Here is a 22435-nt window from a genome sequence, read left to right as displayed (position 1 = left end):
CTTCTTCGTCGTTCGCTCGCGCTCTCAACTACGAATATGCAGACGGCGTCGACTATCGAGGACTAACCGCCTTCGCTTCGCTATCCATGGCGGTCAGCGCGAGCAACGACCTAAGCCCCAAATCGGTTACTCATTGAAAGAGATCACTATAGGGTTACACCCGGTAGACGAGTTGAACTGTGCAAGGCCCTGTTATGCGTTGAAAGGAATCGCTGCTTGGTTACACTTAAAACCGTTACGAATAACGATAGCGGTACGTTGTGAATTGAAGGGAATCGCTGCTTGGTTACACTACCTGTGCTGCAACATATTGATAAGCCAGCACAAAAGCAGGTTTTTGGTTAGAACATTTCAATCTGGTCGGGCACCCTTTCGGGTGCCCCTCTCGTTTTTCCATGGAAGATTTTCATCTTGGCAAACTGCGCATCAGTGAGGCTCATCACCCTCACCTCTCCATCGGGCGGTAGTACTCGCTGTATTCGGTTGTGGTGCACCTTCGCCTTCTCCTCACTCGGACAGTAGCGTGCGTATACCGAGTATTGAAGCATCTTGAAACCACTTTTCAATAGCTGCTTGCGGAAACTAGTATAGGCCCGCCGCGCCTCGGGCGTATCGGTTGGCAGATCAAAAAGTGCAATTAACCACACGGCCTGGTAGGGGGAGATAGCCACTAATATTCGGGCAGACTTAGGAGCTTCTCATACCCCTGCATTACCCTGGCGAGTGACTGCGCACTCTTCTGTATCGCACCTTGCAGGGTAAGCCGTTCTCCCTCCATGACAACCTCCCTTTTGATAATCTCAATCAGTCTGCGACGAATCTCTCGATCCATCTCATTGTCATGGCCGTGGTCCTCAACAATCTGCCATACGTTGAGATCGACCAGCGGCCGGTAGGGCTCCATCAGGTCATCCGCCAGACAGTAGCTGTTGTAGCGGTTTTTGTGGTGGATGCCGATCGAGGGGTGCAGTCCAGTGGCGCAGAGTGAACGACTGACCAGTGCGCGCAACACCGCATAGCCGTAGTTGAGATAGCGGTTTTGGTCCTCGGCGAAACGGTCGCGCTTGAAACACTCGCTGTCGAACAGGCGCGACCAGTAGCGTCGTGCTGCCTGTGCCTCAATGTTATCTGGATCGCCAGAGCGAACCTTTTTCTCCAATTGTGCGATACCGGCGTCCGATCCAGTCACATCGTGCAGTACACGCGCCTGCGCTCTCACCTTGCGTTTGACGATCTGCTTCCATAATCCCTTGCGGGTAGGCGCGCCCAGATCGATCTGGGCAGCAATCCGTTCAGTCTGGGTGGTATGGCTATCGAGTGGCAAAAAGAGACCGACCGGCTGATGTTTCTCATCACTGCTGATCACCATCACATTGGCCTGAACCAGCTCACTCAGAACCGCCTGGGTGATCAGCGTTTGCGGATGGTCGATCACCAGCGCCGACATATCCTCAATCGGAACAGTGCCGACCTCTTTACCCTCACGCTCGATGATCAGCTGACGGTGGCGTAACTTCAGATAGCACCCCTCCGTGGAGACCTCGACAATCCTTTTCGGCATAGTCAGAGCTTCCCGATAGCATCCACCTGCAGCAACCGCAGACCGCTCTTGCGCATCGTCTCCGGCCTCTTGCTGATCTGGAAGGTACGATCCGCCTTTACAGTTGCATCCGTATGTGGGCGGAAGATTACCTCACCACGTTGCATCATCATTTGCAGATAGCAGATGATACGTTCACCTTTGTGCTCCAGCTCGACCATGTCATTAATATGCAGGGCGATATGGAACTGTTCGCCTTCGGCACCCTCAATATCGATGAGCGGTTCGCCATTGACCTTACGCTGAGCACCCTGCAGCGTTGTCACCACCCTGCCGAGCCACTTTTCTTCCCCCTTAGTATTGGTAGAACGGTAGATCGCCATATGGTGGTTGCTGCCGGTCTTAACGTGACGCTTGCGTGGCCCCTTGCCAACCGCCTCGACATTAAGCGGATAGCTGAGGCGCACCTTGTTGACGGGAACTCGACTGCCGCTCTTGGACGGAATCGTAAAGGTGGTGGGAATCTGACCAAAGGCGCTTTTCATATCACCATGGTTCGCCAGGTGAGCTTTGGCATACTCTCGCAGCGTCTCATCCTTGATCAGCTCCAGATCTTTCGGCTTCAGCATTGAGAGCGGTTTTCGGATCGTGACCAGTTTGTTGCCCTTCTCATCGCGTTTATCACTAAAACCATAGAGCGTCTCTTCATGCAGGGAGCCCTTGAGTTTGCGTTGCGCCTTATGCGAAACGACAACACGATCAAGCACCTCAATCGACTGTTCACGCAGTTTCGGCATCGGTTGGCGTTGCTCCTCGACGCGCAGCCTTCCCTCTCTGAGATAGCCTGTATTGAGTGCTCGAACCGCAGAACGGGTTGTAAGCGCCACGGTCAGCGCATCAACAGCATGGTGTCGATGATCAAGGCGTGTTTTTACACCGCTATCATTTAATAGACCGCCAATTCCCCAAGCGTGGCGCAACAGTGCGGTCGTGCCACCCTTAACCGGCTCAACCTTGACACCAAGCTGACTGAGAAAAGCGATCGCCTGACGCGCGATATAGCGTGTCTCGTTGAGCTGCTGACTGACAAACTCATCGAGATCCTTTATCGCATCAAGTGCAAAGCGTTTAAATTTCGGATAGGGGAGGTTTTTGGCCCGAGCCAACACCTCTTTATATCGCACCTCATTTTTACTGTAGTACTCGGCAGGTGTGAGATTACCTTTGTCGGCATTCTCTTTGCGCGCGCAGAGTGTTTTGTTCATATAGCTGTCATCAAGACAGCGGCTGTAGGGGATGATGTGTTCAATATCAAACTGCGGATTGTCACCAAACAGCCCATCCATATTGATGCTCTGGCCGGTATAGGGACAGACCTGCTCGCACTCTTCCCAGAGGCGGTACTTAATCAGGTCAGAACGCGAGGGGTGAGCAATGCCGTACTCAACCAAACGTTCACGCGCTGAATTATTGAACTTCTCGTTACTACGGTTGCGCTTCTCCATCTCTTCACGCTGACGGCTGTTCGCTTTGAGATCACGCGCCATCTCCACCCGGATAATATCGGGCTTGCCGTAGCGCTGGATAATGGCATTAACGACCCTTCGAACCTGATAGAGCGCCCGTTCGACCATTGGATTGCGCAGCTCACCGATCTCAACGTGGGGTTGCAACAGCTCATCGGCATGGTTCGGCTCAATCACCGCCCCCTTTCGCTTTTTCACCCTTGCCACCGTGCCAGGATAGGGGATGGCGTTATCGTTGCGCAGCGCCTGCGGATTGGTGTGGTTATAACCCGCAGCCTTACAGGCCTCAGCATAGTTCAGACCCTGATCATCCTCGGTTGCCGCTCGCTTGAGATGCGGAACGATGTTGCGCATCTCCATGGAAGAGAGGTGCATATACCCCTTCGGTAGACGGACCTTGAGCAGTTTCGAGACTACCGCCTCATCAAGGTGCCAGTGACGGCGCAACCGTTTTAATAGTCCATCATCATCGGTGATCGTCAGTAGGTCTGTGATTAGCGCCTCCTGCTCGCGCTCGCCCAGCGCCTTCCAGATCTTCTTACCCACTGCGTTTGAGAGCAAGGCAGCACTCTGATTACCCATCAGCCCCGATTTATAGGTGCGCTCCAGATTAAAGAATGTGGAGCGTTCGGGAGAATCGAGTATCTTTCGCACCTGATCCCAGCTCATTTTCTTACTCGTAGTGAGTTTGTTACCGAGCGTCAGGCGCTCCTCATCAGAGAGAAATCGCTCACTACCATCACCAAAGGTGACCTTGAGGTTGTTGATGTTCTGCCAGAGACGGAAATCCTGTGCCAGTAGTGTTGCGGCAGCCGCACGTTTTCGATCCGCTTCGAATTCGCAAAAGCCGACCAGATGTTTCTGCACCTTGAGCGGACGTTGATCGAAGATCGCCTCCGCTGAGGGGCGCCGTAGGCATAAACGGTCGCGTTAAGTATTTGCCGCTTGCTTGGGCTTGGACGCCCAAAACAAGCTTCCGCAAAAATAGCGACTCCCCGAACGTATCCGTTTTCGATTATTGACGTTGAGCAACTTGGGGTGGTGTGGCTGCTGCGCTTGAAAGATCGCATCAAACTCCTGCTCATAGTGTCGACGCGCCGTGTATCGGCCTCGTATTCTCGCCTGATGCGGATCTAGACTGTTAAGATATTCACCGATGGTTCGACACTGCTTTTCTGCCATCCCCTTGTCGATTTCAGAGATCCCCTCATAAACCTTGCCATCCTCCTTATCGGAGTCGGTTTTTCGATTAGATTTAAAACCACGACGCTGTCCGAGGTGGTAGAGCGCCCTTCCCAGCTCATGCGGACTCAGCCGCTCATCGAGCGCCTTCGCCCTGACCTGATAGGGACTAAGCCCCATTAGCTCATCAAGTTCAGTCTGTTTTCTGGGTAATAGCTTTGCATCCTGAAGCGCATGCAGCAGCTTCTGTTTACGTCGCATACGGCGACACCCCTGACGTCGTAGTGATCTTGCATCGCGCCGATCTTGATTAAGAGACTTCTCCCCTTTGGTTCGATCGACACCTTCGGGGAAGATGCGCACCCCCATATCGACGATCTTCTTTGGTAGTGGATCACCTTCGATGAGAGCCCAGCCGATGGAGGATGTTCCAAGGTCGAGACCGAGAATGGTCTCCATTACTTTATTACTCATCTATCCCTTTCTCCTTGAGTAAATAGAATCCATCACTCCACATCTATTTGGAGTGCACGACCATTTATGCCATAACAAAAAAATAAACTAAAGAACGAAGGGGTATTGACCGTTTGTACGTGGGTGTTAGACTAGCCTGAGTGTAACCAAGCGGCGGTTTCTGACTTTTCACAATAAGACAGTTTCTGTCGTGGGCTCTGTTCTTCGGAACACCCCGCCAGAGCCAAGGCTCAAAAATAGAGGCCCCTTTCGGGGCCTTTTTTTTGCTTCACAGATGCTATCTCATCGCCTCATCGACCACGCGCATGATCTGGTGGGCCAGTGCCGGGGCGTGCTCCTTGTGCATCATGCTGTGGTGGAGCCCTGGAACGGAGTAGATCTCAAACCGCCCCCTGGCGTGGTGCTGCCAGTTCAAGGGGTGATGCACGGTCCACGCCTCAATCGAGTTGGAGAAGTGGTTCGTCTTTTTCAGATTACGCTCTGAGATCCCCTGCTTCAGACTCTTAAGTAGGTACTGTTTACTGGTGTCGTGATCCTCGGACATCATCAGTGAGATGTCGCCCGGGTAGGTACCGATGCGGTAGTGTGCAGAGGCCTTGGCGGAGATTTCACGTAATGTACCGGCCTGGCTGTAATTCTCCGGTAGCTCTGGCTGATCCTCACTAAGTAGCTGTTCTCTCACCTTGCTGTCCGCATCGACAGCAGTGTCTCCATCCGAACCATTACTTTTAACACCGGGAAAGAGCGTATCGATCAGTACCAGCTTGGCATCGACCCCCTGCTCCTTCAACTGCCTGCCCATCTCGAAGGCGACGATGCCGCCGGCCGACCAGCCACCGATAACATAGGGGCCATCGGGTGAGAGTTCACGCATCGCCTCAATGTAGTGACTGGCCATCTCCTCGAAGCTCTGGTGCGGCAGATCATCACCGTTCAAACCCTTCGCCTGCAGTCCGTAGAAGGGGTACGCCTCTCCCATCGCACTGGCCAACTCGCTGTAGCAGAGCACGTTACCGTCAGACGGATGGACGCAGAAGAAGGGGGGCTTATCGCCACTGGCCTTAAGGGCGACTGCGGTATTCCAGTCGCCACGCCACTCTTCGGAGAGGATCAGATCGGCCTGTTGTGCAGGGGTCGGTGCGGAGACAAAACTCGAGAGTGGAAGCTCGACACCAAAGGTCTGCTTGATGTTGGCGACGATCTCCACCGCCTGTAGTGAAGAACCGCCAGCATCGAAGAAGTTAACATCGGATTTCATGCCGTAGTCATTCTTCAGGGCAAACTGCCAGATCACCACCACCTGATCGACTACCTGATCGCGATTGAGTAGACCGCTATCAAGCTGCGGAGCATCGCCGCAGAGACGCTCAGCCTGCAGTACCGATTCGGTTGCAACTGCAGGCAGCGGTGTATGCACCCTCGGGTCAACTACCTGACTCGCCTGTCTGCAGAGTCGTGTCGACTCCGATGCAAAGCCACTCATCACCTGCTGTAGCGTGGCACGATCGATCAATGCACTGTTGAATGTGACCGTGCAGCGCAACTTCTCGCGTGAATGGAAGAAGGAGGCGATGATCGCCGCATGAGGGTTAACACCGTCACGCACCGAGCTCTCTACTTCAAGACTGTCCAGTTTCGGCTGCTCTTCATTTTCGTAGATTAGCTGACAGATCACCTGTGGCTCCTTGCCGCCGACCTCTGTCTGTTCACGAACGATCTGGCGAAGATTGGCGGGTGGGATCGCACTAAATTCAATCGCATCGAGGATCGCACCACGCTGTGACTGCAGCAGTTCCACATAGCTCTCACCCTCACCGATATCAGCACGGATAGGCAGCAGGCGAATAAAAGGGCCGGTAGACTCCTTGTCGAGCTTGAAATCGCGTCCTGAGAAGGGGATGTAGATGACACTCTGGTTGCGACCACTTGCCTTGCTAATCGCACTCTGCAGCAGCGCTAACAGTCCGGCAAAGAGTGTTACACCCGCCTTGCGACAGACCTGTTCTAGCTGCTTTTTCATCTCTGGATGGAAGCTGTAATCGATATAGTGAGGTGCTGCCTGTTCGGTCTCACTGTGGCTGCCAGCACGCGGTAGCGAGAGGCCGTCGCTGACGACACCGCTCATCGCACTGTGCCAGTAGCGGTCGAGTCGCTCGATGCGCTCTCTGCTCAACAGCGCCCTCTCCCGCTCGGTAAAGTCGCTATAGCTCGTCGAGGCCGTTGCGACATATTGATCGCCACTGACTCTACCCTGATAGATCGAGATCAGCTCATTGGCCAGGGTGATCGCTGAGAAGCAGTCCATTATCGAGTGGTGGAAAATAGACTGCAGGACATAGCGCTGTTGATTGAGGCGCAGCAGATTGATCTTGAACAGCGGCCCACGGGTGAGATCGAACTGCTGCTCACTGTGACGATCGAGTGCGTCGTTGAGCACCTTCTCGGGCTCCGCTGCATCACCGCCCTCCACATCGATCTCATCGATCAATGGCGTAACGAAACGGAGAATCTGCCCCGTCGGCTGATCCTGTGTGGTGTCGAACACCATTCTCAATACATCGTGCCGATCAACAATCGTATCGATGGCAAAACGTAGCGCATCACGATCAAGCTGCACTTTCAGATCGATGCGTAACGCCAGTGCATAGCTGGGCGCATCGCGTTCTGTTATCAGCGACTCCTGATAGAGCACCGCCTGCTGCAAAGAGGAGAGCGGCACCTCACGTTCGATAGCGGGTGCCACACTAGCGTCAGCCGTGACCGAGGGTATGCCGGCAATCAACCGGGCAACAGAGATAACGTGATCGTGGTGAATGGTCGTCAGCAGCTCATATTCAGCGCCGCGGTAGTTGGCACGCACGGGCGCCTGTATCTCGACATCGCTGATTTCGACCTCAGCGAGCCCCTCACCAATTCCGATACCTGCGGCCTTTAGCACCGCCTCTTTCTGCGAAAAGATCACCACCGGCAGGGTCAGATTGATGTAGTCGATACTCTTTGCTGAGTATCCGGTCTCATCGATAAAACGTTGAATATCAGTGAGCGTCTTCTCGCCACAGATATCTGCCACCACCCTGGGCGAGAGCGTCCTGATACGCTCTACATCGATACCAACCGGCACCTCAGCGTGTGCGGCACAGACCAGATCATCACTGTGACTAATCGAGAAGTGGTGTTCACCCTGCAGCGCATCGCAGCACACGGTAACAGGCGTTCCATCTGAGAGAACACTTACCGAGGCCAGAGAGTCCACACGTGGGTTACCGCGCTTCGCCATCAGTTCATCGATTAGTAGCTTGGTTGTAAGCTTGCCCGCCAGTTTCTCATGCTGTCGCTTCTCGGCAGTGAGTGGAGCGATCTCCTGCTCCTCATCCCTGGCGATCACCATATCCCGGTGCGCACTCGCATAATCGGCCGCCTCTGCGAGTGGTATTGCTAGCAGATCGCAACCGTTCAACATGTAGGGAACATAGAGGGGATGGGTGTGTACCGGCAGGGGATTTTTCATCGCGATGGGTGATGAGTGGAAATCCTCCATCACCATCAGTGGCTCGTTATCCTGATCGACGACGTAGAGATTGGAGCGGATCACATCGCTCTCGGGCTCTATCTCAATCAGCTCACAGAAGATCGTTACCGACTCCGCCTTTCTGCAGTTGTGGTAGTAGATTCGACACGCGCCAATATGCTTAGGCATCAATATGCGTCGATTACTCACCTTCATCTCGCGCCACAGAGTGCCAGCCTGGAAGGCCGCCTCGAGCAGAAAGGCGACACCCCCATCGTCACTCAGCAGACTTCTCTCATCCCGTCCAAGTGCAACATCGACGTTGGCTGTAATCAGATCGCCGTTGTAGCTGAAACGATCAACCAGTGCGAAGTACCCTTTATGGCGCGTCTCGTTGTTTAGCTTCAGGTCGACCCGATAGTCGCCAAAGGGCTGTAGCTCGATCCCCGCACGACGCACCACCTCGGCAAGCTGCTTTTGATCTGCAGCCGTAACCTCTGAGGCGTTCTGCTGCCTCTTTAGCGTCACATTAAAGATCGGACGAAGATGCTCCTCCTGCAGCTCGACGAGGAATGTATCCTGCGTGCGTGACATCTGCAGCTGTACCTGATCACCATCCCTGACAGCAATCGGTGAGAGAAAATCGACTGCAACAAGCTCAACCGGTGCAGAGGCTTCGTCTGGCAGATTCAACGCAACCAGTCTCGCCGCCTCTTTGACCATCAGCGCACCCGGGATGTAGACCTCCTTCCAGAAGAGGTGATCACGCAGGCTCGGGGTACGCTGTAGATCAAGCTTGAGAGTGGCATGGAGGCGTCGATCTGGATCGCTGATACGGTAACTGTTCAACTGCTGAACCGAATCGTTCTCGCTCTCACCGCTGAAACTGACCATATAGGGTGAAATTTTCGCACCGCTGGCTGCGAAACGAATGGTCTCTCCGTGCGGTGGGTTCGCCAGAAAGCCGTTGAGAAGATCGACAAAGATCGACAACCCCTCTTCGGGTGCCAGAAAGGCCACACCACTCGTCTCGAGAATCTCCTTGATGACACCGCGTGATGCCATACCGATCTCGCCCCAGGCAGGCCAGGCGATAGAGAGCGCAGGCACACCCTTTTTCAGACGCCCGTTGAGCAGACCGTTGGCCGCTGCATAGTCAGACTGACCGTGACGCCCCGCATAGGAGGCGATCGAAGAGAACTGCACGACGCCACGCAGGCGTTCACACTCGAGCTGATCGAGGATCTCATCAATCGCCGTGGTTTTGGTGGCGATAACGCGACGAAAATCTTCATCGCTCGCCTTGAGAATGTTATGTGCTATCTCGATACCGGCCGCATGTACGATTAGCGATATTCCCATTCCCCCCAGATTCAGAGAACGTATCGCGCTACGATCGGTCAGGTCGGCTGAGAGGTAGCAGATACGTTCCGGCTGCTCGGCAATCCACGCTTCGGACTCCTGCTTTCGTCCGATCAGAACAAATCGTGCCGCCGTTGTCTCAAGCAGTTGCTGCACGATGTACGCAGCTATCCCTCGAGCACCGCCAGTGACGAGCACAACATCCTCAGCCGTCAACTGCGTCGAGAGTTCTAACTCGCTTCCCAACAGCGCTTCTACTTCGAACAGACGCCCCTGATAGACCGCGCCGGAAGTGGTGAGATGTTTACCACTACTGGGTAGAGTGGAGTGCGGTTGCAGCATCGATTCGACCATCGACTCATCAAAGCTCTCTGCATCGATGTGGATATAGCTGAACTCAAGCGATGCAATATCGTGACCGGCGACCTTTAACATCCCGTCGATTGCGAGATAGGCACCATCATAGAAGGATTCAGCATCACACCAGGTCACTACAACGATCTGCTCGGGACGCCCCCCATCTTCACGAGCAGCCATCTCTACGATTCGATTACGTAACTCGGGGATCACTGAGTCGGCAGCCACCGACATGCTTGTCGGCAGAGGCCGAGCGATAACCACACGTGACCGCTCCCCGTCGTAGGGGGCTTCAGGAAGATCCACACCGTAGCCGTCCGAGAGTTGCCGTGTTCTATCGATGGCGATACGCCCGGTCTCTACCGTCTTGTACTTATAGCGGGAAATCTCTGAACTGCTCTTCGTACCCTCTTCACCACCCAGCTGCTGAGCACACTTCTCTGCAACAGTGAGGATCTTCTGCACACTGGTCAGCTGGCGGAAATTCTCGATCTCCTGTGGCAGTACATCACCACGCAACATGGATAGAATCTCGAAGATCTTCAGGGTATCGATACCGAGATCACGTTCAAATTCAGCCTCGCGATTGATCGACTCGACGCTATAGCCCGAAACACTCGAGACGGTCACAGTAATGCGCTCGAGCAGGCTCATCTCCCTAGAGGTCGTTGCCACACCTGCACTCGCCTTGACCCGTTTACGTGTCGACTGACGTGCTGGAGGGGGTTGACGCTTTATCACCACAGGCTCTGCCAACAACTGCTCAAGCCCTTCAATATGCTGCAACGTTTCACCATCCGGGCCATTCAGGCATTCGGTCTGCAACGGGCGATTCTCGATGATCTGCTCGACCAGTCGCGAGAGAATATTTCTCGGACCTACCTCGACAAATCGCCTGATGCCCGACTCATATGCAGCGTTGACCTGAGAGACAAAATCGACCGGATGATCAACCTGACGACAGAGCATATCGATCGTGGTAAGCCGATCGTCCTCTCTCATCACACCACCAATATCGCTCTGCCCCGGGAACAGCTCTCGACTGAGACATGCGGGTATCGCAATTCGGCTTGCATTGAAGTGCGCCTTTTCAAGATGGGCCTTGATCGGTGCCACACAGTCGGCGACCAGGGCCGAGTGAAATGCCCGTGCCACATTCAACTTGGCTGCACGCATCCCCTGCTGTTCGGCCAATCGCTCAAGTTGATCGATGGCGCCGCTCTCGCCAGAGACGACCGTCTGGCGATAGGAGTTCACATTGGCACAGGTCGCGTAACCATCAACCGCCTCTATCATCCCCTCGGCGCGCTGCTCCGTGCACTCAAGTGCGATCATCGCCTCACTGCTCTTTGAGTTCGACTCGCCCATAATGCGTCCACGCCAGCAGACCAGGGTGAAGGCATCCTCAAAACTCAGCACACCCGCTGTATAAAGCGCCGAATACTCACCCAGTGAGTGTCCGATGACCAGCGAGGGAGAGATGTTGGTGCGCGCCCTGACGAGTTCCAGAATTACCGCCGAGAGGAGGAAGATTGCCGGCTGGGAAACCTCAGTCGAGCGGAGTCGCTCCTCCTGCTCACTGCGGCGCGACTCATCCTCATGTGGCAGCTCGGTCAGTAGCGGCGTCAGCGGACCACCACCAATCGATGCATAGATCTGATCCGCCTTGTGTAGCAGCTCGCCCACCTCCGGTAGATGTTTGAACGCGTGTAGCATGCCGACATACTGCGAGCCCTGCCCCGGAAAGATGAAGGCGAGATCGTTATCGAGATTATCGAATAGCGGAAAATCGGCACGTGAAATATCGACAACGGGTGCACGCTGATTTACCGGGGAACTCGATAGAACGAGATGGTAGTTGATACCCCCAAAGCCGAATGAGGAGGTACCGGTAACAATCTCATCACGATCGATCGGTTCGGGACGCTTCGCGACGTGCAGCCCTATCGCTGCATAGTCGATACCTTCAGGCGCTTGCTCATAGTTCACCTGTGGCGGCACACAACGTGTATTAATCGCAAAGATGCTTGAGAGCATACCTGCAGCACCGGCACCGGCACGGGCGTGTCCAACCATAGCCTTACTGCCCGCAATCGCGACCGGCGCTTTTTTACTGTTCAGTCGAGGCTTACCAAAATACTCGGAGACGCTCTTGCGCTCTTCGGCATCGCCAACCGGCGTACCGGTGGCATGGCACTCCACAAAACTGACCTCATCGGGATCGATTCCGGCATCGGCATAGGCCCCCTCAACGGCACGCATCTGTCCCTCATAGTCGGGCGCGGCCATTCCCTTACCGGCGCCATCATTCGACACACCCCAGCCACGAATCAGGGCGTAGATCTCATCTCCGTTGCGTACCGCATCACTAAATCGTTTGAGGACAAAGATCGCCCCGCCGGAACCGATGACAAATCCATCCGCCCGCTCATCAAAGGGGAAAGAGCCATTATTGGAGAGCGCCTGCAGGCGCGAGAAACCGACAAAGATAGATGGGTGGACTGTGGTGTCCACACCACCACTCAACACCACATCGCAACGTCGCTCCTGGAGCAGCATGACCGCCTGGCCGATCGCTGTCAGCGACGAGGAGCAGGCCGCATCGACGCTATTGGTAATCCCCTGGAAATCGAATGCAGAGGCCACTCGAGAGACACCCAGATTGCCATTTGCACCGAGCACCGTGTCGGCTTTGACCTCGTAGGTATTGAACTGCTCCTCATACTCATCGAGAAGCGCCAGTGCAGCTTCCTGGTCGAAATCACCCTTTTTCGCCAACGCCTCAAGCCGTTGTCTCGCCTTTTTCCACGACAGTTTGTCGTTAAGCTCGAGCGACTCATTCTTTGGCGCACCGATTACCACGCCCACCCGTTTTTTTAGAAATGGGCGCCTGAAATAACCGGCATCCCGAAGTGCCTGTTGCGCACACCGCAGCACCAGAATCTGTAGCTGTGTCATCTCATCGGAGACACTGGGCGGAATCCTGAAATCGGTCAGGTCCGAGTCGATCTCATCGGGTAGGCCAGCGATGCCCGAGTAGGTGGTATCACACTCACTATCATCGGCGGCGAGGTAGACGTCACGCTCCCAGAGAGACACCGGTATATCGGTAATAAAACAGCGTTTAAAGAGAATATTATTAAAGTGCTCTTCGACACTCTTCGATCCGGGCAGTATCGAGCCGATACCGACGATCGCGATGGATTCATGTTCATCAACCGTCGCTGTCGAGGGCTGCTGAATCAGTCCCTCATGCAACGCTTCGACACTTAGCTGCTCATTGAGAAGCGTACAGACGGCACCCGCCATATAGCTTCCAGCAGGTTCAAAACTACTGCTCTGCACAGCGAGCCGGAGCCCACCCTGATAGAGCTTCTCATAGGCACGTTTTTTATCATCCAGCTCCATCTCGGATGAGAAGATCGACCACTCCTGATCCAGCATATTGAACGACTCGGGAGTTACAACCTGCCGGACATTGCGATGCACACTCTCTCCGGTAATGATCGTCTCGTGCCCATCGATCACCACCTGCCGGTAGCTCTCCGGTAGCGGTGTCAGCGCGGTCGCTTCAGTAGTACAGAGATAGGCGGTTCCCATCTGCAACGAGACCTTTAGATCACGCTCCAAACCGTAGAAATAGATCAGGGCGGAAAGCAGCTCCGCAGCGCGGCGATCCTTAATGCCGCCAGCGAAAATAAGATGCACCTTGTCCTGAAGATTATGTTCAACGATTTCATCCAGTACACCCTGCCACGCCGTCAACCCACCAACATTGGAGGTGTGACCGCCCGCCTCCTCACCCTCAATAATGAAGGTGCGACATCCCATATCGTAGAGCACTCGGAACATCGCCCGATTCGGCGCATGAAAGGCGAGCTTCAGACTCGATCGCAACAATCTATTCACATGGTCGAGCTGCGGTGCCGATACGATCAGATAGGTGGGTTGTAGCTGCTCAAACGTCTCGATCAGCTGTTCGAGCTGTTGATCGGAGAGTGACAGTCCAACAATACCTGCCGCATAGGGAAAATTTAGGGCGGCGGTCTCTCGCACCAGTTCGATCGCTTCATCGACAGCAATACCGGCCAGGGCGAGACAGGGCAGTCCGCCCGCCTCCGCCACTACCTGAGCGAACTCGGATGTACGGGTGATATTGGCCATCGCACCCTGGAAGATCGGATAACGACAGCCGGTCTCAACCGTGGAGGGACTCCCGGCATAAAAACTGGAGGGAATATCGATATCTCTCGGCGAGCGGTCATAGAGTCGCAGGTATTCAAGTGTCTGCTCTCTATGTTCCGCACTCCAAAGATCGCTGCCACCACTCAGCCATTGACCCTTTGTATAGCTTGTTTTCAGAAAGCTTTCGGGTGCCTGCACCTGCTGTTCACGGACAGCAATCGCCTCGGGCGTACCGCCGGGAAGTGCCAACCTGATAATTGCGTTATCGCTGAGCGTGAAACGTATCGTCTTCTCTCGCTGCGCTTGTTCGAACTGGTTGCCACTAAGCACAACACCCGCAACACCCGACGCCAGATAGGCCTGAAACAGTGCGTAGCCCGTATCGCCCTGCATATAGAAGGGGTGACGACAATCGCTCTTCAGCATCTGTAACAGGAGAAAGGCGGACAACTCCTTGCACGGCCCAGGTGACTCAAAGCTCTTGCCGATCACCGTGATCCCAGAGAGACCATTTGCAACCTCGAGATCCTCCTGGCTCGCCACTTCAACCGCGACTCCGGCTGAATAGTCAGGGATGCCAGAAGTGGCAAGATCAATAGTGTGACTGATGATAATGGCCAGGTGATCCAGTCCCACCTGCACTAGCCGTTCAATCAGCGATCGGTCGTAGAGCCGTAACAGATCACTCTCTTCGGGTGATGCCTGTGCGATGGCATCAAGGTCCTCTGCATCGAACGCATTCCAGATACGTCCCACACGCTCATGCTGACATCTCACTCTCTCCAGAGAGTCAACGGGCCCGATGAGGTCATCAAGCAGAATAGGTGGGATCAAATTTTCTCGGCTCATCAATAACTACCTGGGAATAATTCTCTGCATCTGCGTGGTGATATCGATCACTCACACATCGTCAATAAAATCTCTTACGGCTACCAACTCAGCATCACACGTCATGGAGAGTGGATGGGCACTTTTTTTCACATCGACTGAACTATAGTTGCGAAAACGATCGGGCAGAATCTTCTCAACCTTTGCCTTGGTCGTACCAAATTCACCCCAGATAAACAACGTTCTATTATTAACCGGAACACCTCTTGAGAGCGCATTAAAACCACCTGATTTAACTATCGTCACGGCCTCCTCAAGTACCCGCCTCATCTCGCCCCGATCAACATTCACCACCAGGGCATCACCGCTCATGGTCAGCCAATCGCTGATATATCTTCGTTTGCAAGTCTCACTCTTGAAAGCAACCAATCCCAATTGCGTTTCATCCCAGCACTCAACAGCCTGATCGAGTGTAGCGAAACGTCCCAACAGAAAGGGCGCTGTCGACTCCGAAAAGACGCGGGTAATATCATCAACAATAAAGCTGGGTTCCGCATAGATAACGGACAGCTCTGCCAGCCATCGGTGTTTCTTTGCATTCTGCAGAAGCAGGTTTCCGTGTATGGCGCCACCAGAGCTGCAGAACATAACCTTTGGCCCGTCATATTTTTGCATGATCGCGGCCATCACTCTCATCTTGAACGCCAGTCGCTGACTATCAGCTACCGGTTGTAAGCGGGTAAAGCCGTGGCCAGGAAAGTCGAAGGCAACCGTTCGGTAACCATATTCCGCCAGGTACTCTCCTAAACCGATGAACTCAGCCGATGTGCCACCGGCACCGTGGATGCAGATCACTGTCCCCCGGCACGCCTCACCCTCCCAGCTCCGATAGTAGATGGGCACTATCTGCGGGTGGATTTTGTGATATCCCTCAGAATAGATCAGGCCACTCACGGTAAAATACTCCCAAGCAAGTCAGATATAGGTCCGAAACTAATAGTCACGCGCCGACATATGCCAGATACTCATCGCGCAGTCGCTGTTTGTGCGGGTTTTCCTGCTTTTTTATCATCGGCTGCGGGGGCTCTTTGATATCGCTCACTCCTAACCAGGAAAGTATTTTTATAGAGGCTTCCTGATACTCCTCAGCCAACTCCTCATAACTCATTGAGTCATATTTGATCTTGTTCAGTTGCAGAAAGGAGAGCCAATTCCTCTCCTCAGTGATTATCTGTTGTAGATAATTGGATATTGCAATTGGATCAAAGGGAAGCTCTTTGTACGGACTCTCATCCACCTTCCCGTCGGCAACCTCTACCCAGCGATTTGTCACAGAAGCCACATAGAGCGAAACGGCCTGCGCCACTTTATCGCGACGATAGAGCCTGATCACTCGATCCATCCCTCTCAGATACGCTACACCCTCGCGCTTAATCCCCCCCTTGCCGCCATTGTAAATATCAGCAAACTGGTGCCAATGCACCTTCACTCCAAACCTGCCGTTGGCAGAGGTTCGCCGCGACTCAAGATCGTTGAGGTAGTAACCTAAATCGATCTGCTTGAGCCCCTTCGTTTTGAGGTAGGCGTTGAGAAATTCACGATTCAGATACTCCAATGGGCAGCCCGCCTGCTGAGTCGCAATCAACATACTGCCCAACAGGTTACTGCCGCAGCGTGGCACGGAGAGGAGCGCAAAACGGAAATGGGGAGAGTGCTGCTGATCGAAGTCCAACTTGGGACCGATGAGATCGGTGTAGAAGTTGATACCGCCAAACATGAGCGCCATTTCTCTAATGTATATAGGAAGTCCTATATTCCTCTACTTGCTCGCCGGAATCTATCCTATGAACCACATCCGCTCCACCCGTTCCGCCAATCTGGCCCCTGCTGCTCCTTGTCGGCGTAGAACACCTCCATCATCACAATGAAGCGCTTCACCGGAGCTGTAAAAAGATCGCCTTCGGCTCACTATAACCCTACAAAACAGCAAGCATCACTCATCTCTCTTAAACACTGCTCTTGAACCACTGAAGAGGGATAACCGTTTCAGACTCCAACATAGTCAAGATAACGACTCCGAAGCTCTGCATTAAGCTCGGTTGCCTGTTTCTTGATTGGCGGCTGCGGAATAGTCATCGATTTATCCAAACCCAAACAGCCCAACACACGTCTCGACTCCGCGTCATAATCTGCCACCAACGTCTCGTAGCAGACATCTACAGGATCGATCGAGTGCTGCCGACAGAACCTTTGCCAACTTACTTCCTGCACAACCAATGCATTCAGCAACGAGGTTATTCTCATTGGATCGAAACCAATCCGATCATTACTGCTGGATTCCCGGTTTGATGCCTGCCCCGGTAATTCGACCCAACGGTTTGTCTGAATTGCGATGTAATAAGAGATTGCCTGTGAGATTTTGTCCTTCCGACATATCCGGATCACCCGATCCATTGACTGTATAAAGTCAATTCCCTCCCTCTTTAGGCCTCCCTTTACTCCGTAGATATCAACAAAGTGTTCCCAGTGCAGCTTCACACCAAACAATCCGTTGGGCGATGTTCGGCGCCGCTCCATCTCCTGCATATAGGCGGGCAAGGGGGTATCTGAAAGTCCACTCTGTTTTAAATAGGCCCTAATATAGTCCCTGTTCAAGTACTCTTTCGGGCAACCGGCCTGCTGTGTTGACGTCAACATCCCAGCCAACAGCGAGCTGCCACAGCGAGGGGAAGATAGAATTACGTAACGAAAATTGGGATGGGTAGCGCGCTCAAAATCGAGGGCACTTGAAACCAATTTATCAAACAAACTCTGACCATCACTCATGGAAAGCAGACAACCTCAAACGTCAGTCGATACAAAGCAGCGATCATCCTCTAGTTGCCATCAAGAAACCAGAATATGCTCGTCGCCTCTGTCCAGAATCGGGCATACAAGGGTCTGCGAATCGTCCTTAACCTACATCCGCTCCACCAGCTCCGCCAGCCTCGGGTCCTGCTGCACCTTACCGGCATAGAATGCCTCCATCATCTCGATGAAACGTTTTGCCGGTGGCGAGAGGAAGCGCCCCTGTCGGACCACCAGTCCGTAGGTGCGGGTTGGGAAGTAGTCGACCAATGATTTTCTTACCAGTCGCTCCTCTCCAGTAAGACAGACGTCGGTGACGATGGAGATGCCGAGTCCCCGCTCGACGTACTTCTTGATGATCTCCCAACCACCCGCTTCCAGGGTGACGTTGAAGGTCAGTTCGTGCTGGCGGAAGACCAGGTCGACCATGCGCCATGTAGAGAGGTGATGAGGCGGCAGGATCAGACCGTGGGGGCTGATGTCCTCCAGGGTGATCTCGTCGATCTCGGCCAGCGGGTGATCGACCGGGGTGATCAGGGTCGGGTAGTAGGTGACGATCGGGTAGTAGTCGATATCGTCCGGCACCTCGAGCATTGAGCCGACGGCGAAGTCGACCTCATCGGCGCGCAGCATCTGCAAACCATCTCGCCCGGTCACGTTATGCAACTTCATCTTTACGTTCGGGTAGGCCTCGGTGAACTGTGAAACCGGGTCGGGCAGTACGTAGAGGATGGTCGACTCTCCCGCAGCGATGTTCAGTTCACCACTCTCGATCTCGCCAAAAGTTGCGGCAAAACTCTCGTGTAGCTTGTCGATTCCCTCCACCAGAGATTCGGAAAGTTTGTAGAGCGTCTCCCCCTCTGGGGTCAATTTGATATGCGGACCGCGCCGCTCAAACACCTTGATTTCGAGCTCTCTCTCGAGGGCCTGGATCTGCAGTGTAACGGTCGGCTGACTGAGAAAAAGGCTCTCAGCTGCAAGGGATATGCTGCCGGTGCGGGCTGCCATGCAGAAGGCGCGCAGCTGTTTCAGGCGGTTCTGTTTGTAGTAGAGCGCGGGTGTCGTTTCCATGGGCAATTATTTCAGTATTGAGATATTCAATCTTAAGGATTGAAATAATTGTCGTGTCAAATACAAAACCTTTCCCTATTTTGAATGCCACATGAGTTACGAGGTTATTGCCTGACTGTAATTGTAGGTTATTTGACAACTATGAGCCCAGAGATCGAACACATCGTCACTGCCGCCGCCTTCATGGCCGGACTCGGCACCCTGCTCGCCAGCGTGCTGGTGGTGGCGAACCGTAAGCTCTTTGTCTACGAAGACCCCCGTATCGACGAGGTCGAGCAGCTACTGCCGAGTGCCAACTGCGGTGCCTGCGGCACCCCCGGCTGCCGCCCCTTTGCTGAGATGTTGGTCAATGGCGAGATCACTCCCGCCGCCTGCACCGTCAACAGCGAGGATGACAACCTGGTCATCGCCGACTACCTCGGCGTCGATGCCGGCGATGTCGAGAAGCGGGTCGCCCGTCTCGCCTGCGCCGGTGGCTCCCACGTCGCCTTCACCCGCGCCGGTTACGAAGGACTCAAGTCGTGCCGCGCCGCTTCCGTGGTCGCCGGTGGTGGTAAGGGGTGTGCCTGGGGCTGCATCGGCCTGAGCGACTGCGAGATCGTCTGCGACTTCGATGCGATCGCCATGAACAAGTTTGGCCTGCCGATGGTTAACGAAGACAAGTGCACCGCCTGTGGTGACTGCGTCGATGTCTGCCCCAAGGATCTCTTCTCCCTCGAGCCGGTCAGCCACCAGCTCTGGGTCGCCTGCAAGAACCTCGACCCACAGGACGAAGCGGAGTCGCACTGCGATGTGGTCTGTACCGCTTGCGCCCGCTGCGCTGCCGATGCACCCGAGGGGGTGGTCACCATCGCGAACAATCTGGCGATAGTCGACTACGAAAAGAATGCGCTCGCTTCGAAACTTGCGATCGAGCGCTGCCCCACCGGGGCGATCGTCTGGCTGGATAACCACTACGGCATGGTCAAGGGCGTTGAGGCCCGCAAGGTACTGCGGCAGGAGCCGCTACCACGCGTTTAGGGACATTGAGATTAACCGTTCGACAAGTAGAGAGCACTCCATATGAGCAAAACAAGCGAAGTTAAGTATCCCGGTATTCGTATGGCTATGGACGGCAACACAGCGGTCATCATGTGCGAACGCGAGGCGAGTGACGCCGCCGGCGCCTACACGATCACCCCCTCAACGCAGATGGGTGAGTTCTGGGCCGAAGAGGCCTCCAAAGGCCATCTCAACATCTCTGACAGTCCGCTGATCTTTATTGAACCCGAGAGTGAGCACGCCGCCGCCGCGGTCACCGCTGGCCTCTCGATGACCGGTATGCGCGCCACCAACTTCTCTTCTGCGCAGGGCGTCGCCTTTATGCACGAGTCGCTCTACGGTGCAGTCGGCAAACACCTTCCCTACATCCTCAACATCGGTTGCCGCGCCATCACCAAGGCGAGCCTCAACGTGCACTGCGCCCACGACGACTACCACTGCATCGATGACACCGGCTTCTTCCAGGTGATGGCCAACAGCGCCCAGGAGGCGGCCGATCTGAACCTGATCGGTCGCAAGATCGCCGAGCTTGCACTCACCCCCGGCGTGGTCGCGCAGGACGGCTTCCTCACCACCCACCTGATCGAGTCGATCAACGTGCCCGAGCGCGAGCTGATCGAGGAGTTCCTCGGTAAACCTGATGATGAGATTAGAACCCCAACACCGGCACAGACCCTGATCTATGGCGATACACGCCGCCGTATCCCACAGATCTGGGATGTCGACCGTCCACTCACCTCCGGCAGCGTGCAGAACCAGGACGCCTATATGCAGGCGGTCGCGGCACAGCGCCCCTACTTCTTCGACCACATCCCCGCCATCTCTGAGATGGTGATGGAGGAGTTCCGCGAGCTGACCGGTCGCAGCTACGGACGTGTCGGCACCGACAACATCGACGAGGCGGAGTATGTGATCTGCGGTCAGGGTTCGATGATCGTGCAGGCCGAGACGGTCGCAGACTATCTGGCCAAGACCCGCCATCTGAAGATCGGTGTACTCAATCTCACCATGTTCCGCCCCTTCCCCGGCGATCTGATCAGCCATGCGCTGAAGGGTAAGAAGGGCGTGGTAGTACTGGAGCGTACCGACCAGCCGCTGGCTGAGGATCTGCCACTGATGCGCGAGATCCGCGCCTCACTGACCAAGGCGCTGGAGAACGGTCGCGAGGCCGGAGATGCCTACCCCGGTTACGCCAACTACACCAAGGCGGAACACATGCCGATCCTCTACTCCGGTGCCTACGGACTCGGTTCACGCGATCTGCAGCCCGAGGCCATTATTGGCGCAGTGGAGAACATGATCCCCGGCGGTGAGCGCCGTAAGTTCTTCTACCTCTCGGTCGAATTTGTACGCGACGAGGCGATGAGCCCCAAGCAGGAGCTCTACATGGAGGAGCTGCAGGATGCCTATCCCGGTATCGGCAAGATGGCACTGAAAGGCTCCGAGAACCCCAACCTGATGCCGGAAGGTTCGATCACCGTGCGCATGCACTCGGTCGGCGGCTGGGGCGCGGTGACCACCGGCAAGAATCTGGCGATGACCCTGTTCGAGCTGCTCGACTACGATATCAAGGCTAATCCCAAGTACGGTTCGGAGAAGAAGGGTCAGCCGACCACCTACTACCTCTCCGCCGCACCGACCCCGATTCCGGTCAACTGTGAGTTCCACTTCGTCGACGTGGTGCTCTCACCCGATCCCAACGTGCTCGAGAACACCAACGCCCTCTCCGGTCTGAAACCGGGCGGTGTATTGATCATCCAGTCGAATCTCGAGACCGAGCAGGAGCTATGGCAGGCGTTCCCCGTCAGCGCACAGAAGTACATCTCGGGGAGTCGCTATTTTTGCGGAAGCTTGTTTTGGTTCGTCGTTCGCTCGCGCTCTCAACTACGAATAGGCAGACGGCGTCGACTATCGCGGACTAACCGCCTTCGCTTCGCTATCCATAGCGGTCAGCGGTCGAAAATGAGATCAAGATCTTCTACATCGACGCCTTCAAGGTGGCGCTCGAAGAGGCCTCCAACCCCTAGCTGCAGTTCCGTATGCAGGGTATCGCCTTCCAGGGTGCCTTCTTCCGCGCCTCCGGGGTGATGGAGTCGGCCGGTCTGAACGAGAAGACACTGTTCAAGGCGATCGAGGATCAGCTCGAGTCGAAGTTCGGAAACAAGGGACGCAGCGTGGTTGAAGATAACCTGCGCGTGGTGCATCGCGGTTTCGATGAGCTCAAGGAGCTGACCCACAAGAACCTCGGCAGCGTTGCCGTGCCGATGCTCAAGCAGGAGTCGCACCTGCCGATCATGCTCAAGCAGATGCCGGCCAGCGAGGATCGCGTTGCTGATATCCACCGCTTCTGGGAGCAGACCGGTAACTTCTACGTCAGCGGCAAGGGCAGCGACAACCTCGCCGACCCCTTCATCGCCCTCGCTGACCGCCATGGATAGCGAAGCGAAGGCGGTTAGTCCGCGATAGTCGACGCCGTCTGCATATTCGTAGTTGAGAGCGCGAGCGAACGACGAA

At 54.9% G+C, this 22435-nt stretch carries 9 protein-coding genes and 2 pseudogenes; 3 read left to right on the top strand and 8 right to left on the bottom strand.

The window, feature by feature from the left end; translation table 11 throughout:
- Positions 1 to 341: 341 nt before the first annotated feature.
- From cas2 to BOW52_RS12860, 8 genes and pseudogenes are all read right to left on the bottom strand, one after another.
- Positions 342 to 671: a CRISPR-associated endonuclease Cas2 gene (gene cas2 / locus BOW52_RS12900; RefSeq protein WP_236725739.1), complete on the bottom strand. Its 330-nt coding sequence runs from the start codon at positions 669 to 671 to the stop codon at positions 342 to 344.
- Entirely contained in the window at positions 671 to 1561 is an 891-nt protein-coding gene (gene cas1 / locus BOW52_RS12895) for a type II CRISPR-associated endonuclease Cas1 (protein WP_078484493.1), read from the bottom strand. The genes cas2 and cas1 overlap by 1 nt, the downstream gene beginning before the upstream one ends.
- Positions 1562 to 1563: 2 nt before the next feature.
- Positions 1564 to 4707, bottom strand: a pseudogene (gene cas9, locus BOW52_RS12890) (type II CRISPR RNA-guided endonuclease Cas9).
- A gap of 292 nt (positions 4708 to 4999) precedes the next feature.
- Positions 5000 to 14983 (bottom strand): type I polyketide synthase, encoded by a 9984-nt coding sequence (locus tag BOW52_RS12880; protein ID WP_078484490.1) that lies wholly within the window; start codon positions 14981 to 14983, stop codon positions 5000 to 5002.
- Between the two features lie 51 nt (positions 14984 to 15034).
- Positions 15035 to 15916, bottom strand: a complete 882-nt coding sequence (locus tag BOW52_RS12875) for an alpha/beta hydrolase (RefSeq protein ID WP_078484489.1) — start codon at positions 15914 to 15916, stop codon at positions 15035 to 15037.
- 46 nt (positions 15917 to 15962) lie between these two features.
- Positions 15963 to 16748: a Stf0 family sulfotransferase gene (locus BOW52_RS12870; protein WP_078484488.1), complete on the bottom strand. Its 786-nt coding sequence runs from the start codon at positions 16746 to 16748 to the stop codon at positions 15963 to 15965.
- Between the two features lie 260 nt (positions 16749 to 17008).
- Complete coding sequence (locus BOW52_RS12865) at positions 17009 to 17788, bottom strand: Stf0 family sulfotransferase (protein ID WP_078484487.1); 780 nt, start codon at positions 17786 to 17788, stop codon at positions 17009 to 17011.
- A 132-nt stretch (positions 17789 to 17920) separates the two neighbouring features.
- A complete protein-coding gene (locus BOW52_RS12860) occupies positions 17921 to 18880 on the bottom strand; it encodes a LysR family transcriptional regulator (protein ID WP_078484486.1) in 960 nt (319 codons plus the stop codon).
- Between the two features lie 141 nt (positions 18881 to 19021).
- Between BOW52_RS12860 and BOW52_RS12855 the strand changes: the two genes are divergently transcribed.
- The 3 genes and pseudogenes from BOW52_RS12855 to BOW52_RS12845 all read left to right on the top strand — a co-directional run bounded on the left by BOW52_RS12855 (position 19022) and on the right by BOW52_RS12845 (position 22359).
- On the top strand, positions 19022 to 19900 hold the full coding sequence (locus BOW52_RS12855) for a (Fe-S)-binding protein (protein WP_236725738.1): 879 nt from the start codon (positions 19022 to 19024) through the stop codon (positions 19898 to 19900).
- A 42-nt stretch (positions 19901 to 19942) separates the two neighbouring features.
- Positions 19943 to 21745, top strand: a pseudogene (locus BOW52_RS12850) (2-oxoacid:acceptor oxidoreductase family protein); the annotation flags it as partial.
- Between the two features lie 215 nt (positions 21746 to 21960).
- The gene (locus BOW52_RS12845; RefSeq protein ID WP_078484484.1) at positions 21961 to 22359 is read left to right on the top strand and encodes a hypothetical protein; all 399 of its coding nucleotides are present in this window, start codon (positions 21961 to 21963) and stop codon (positions 22357 to 22359) included.
- Positions 22360 to 22435: the final 76 nt, after the last annotated feature.

The sequence above is a fragment of the Solemya pervernicosa gill symbiont genome (assembly GCF_002020875.1).
Lineage (GTDB): Bacteria > Pseudomonadota > Gammaproteobacteria.
The sequence above is the reverse complement of the archived record's forward strand: the minus strand, read 5'-3'. Positions and strand labels throughout refer to the sequence as shown.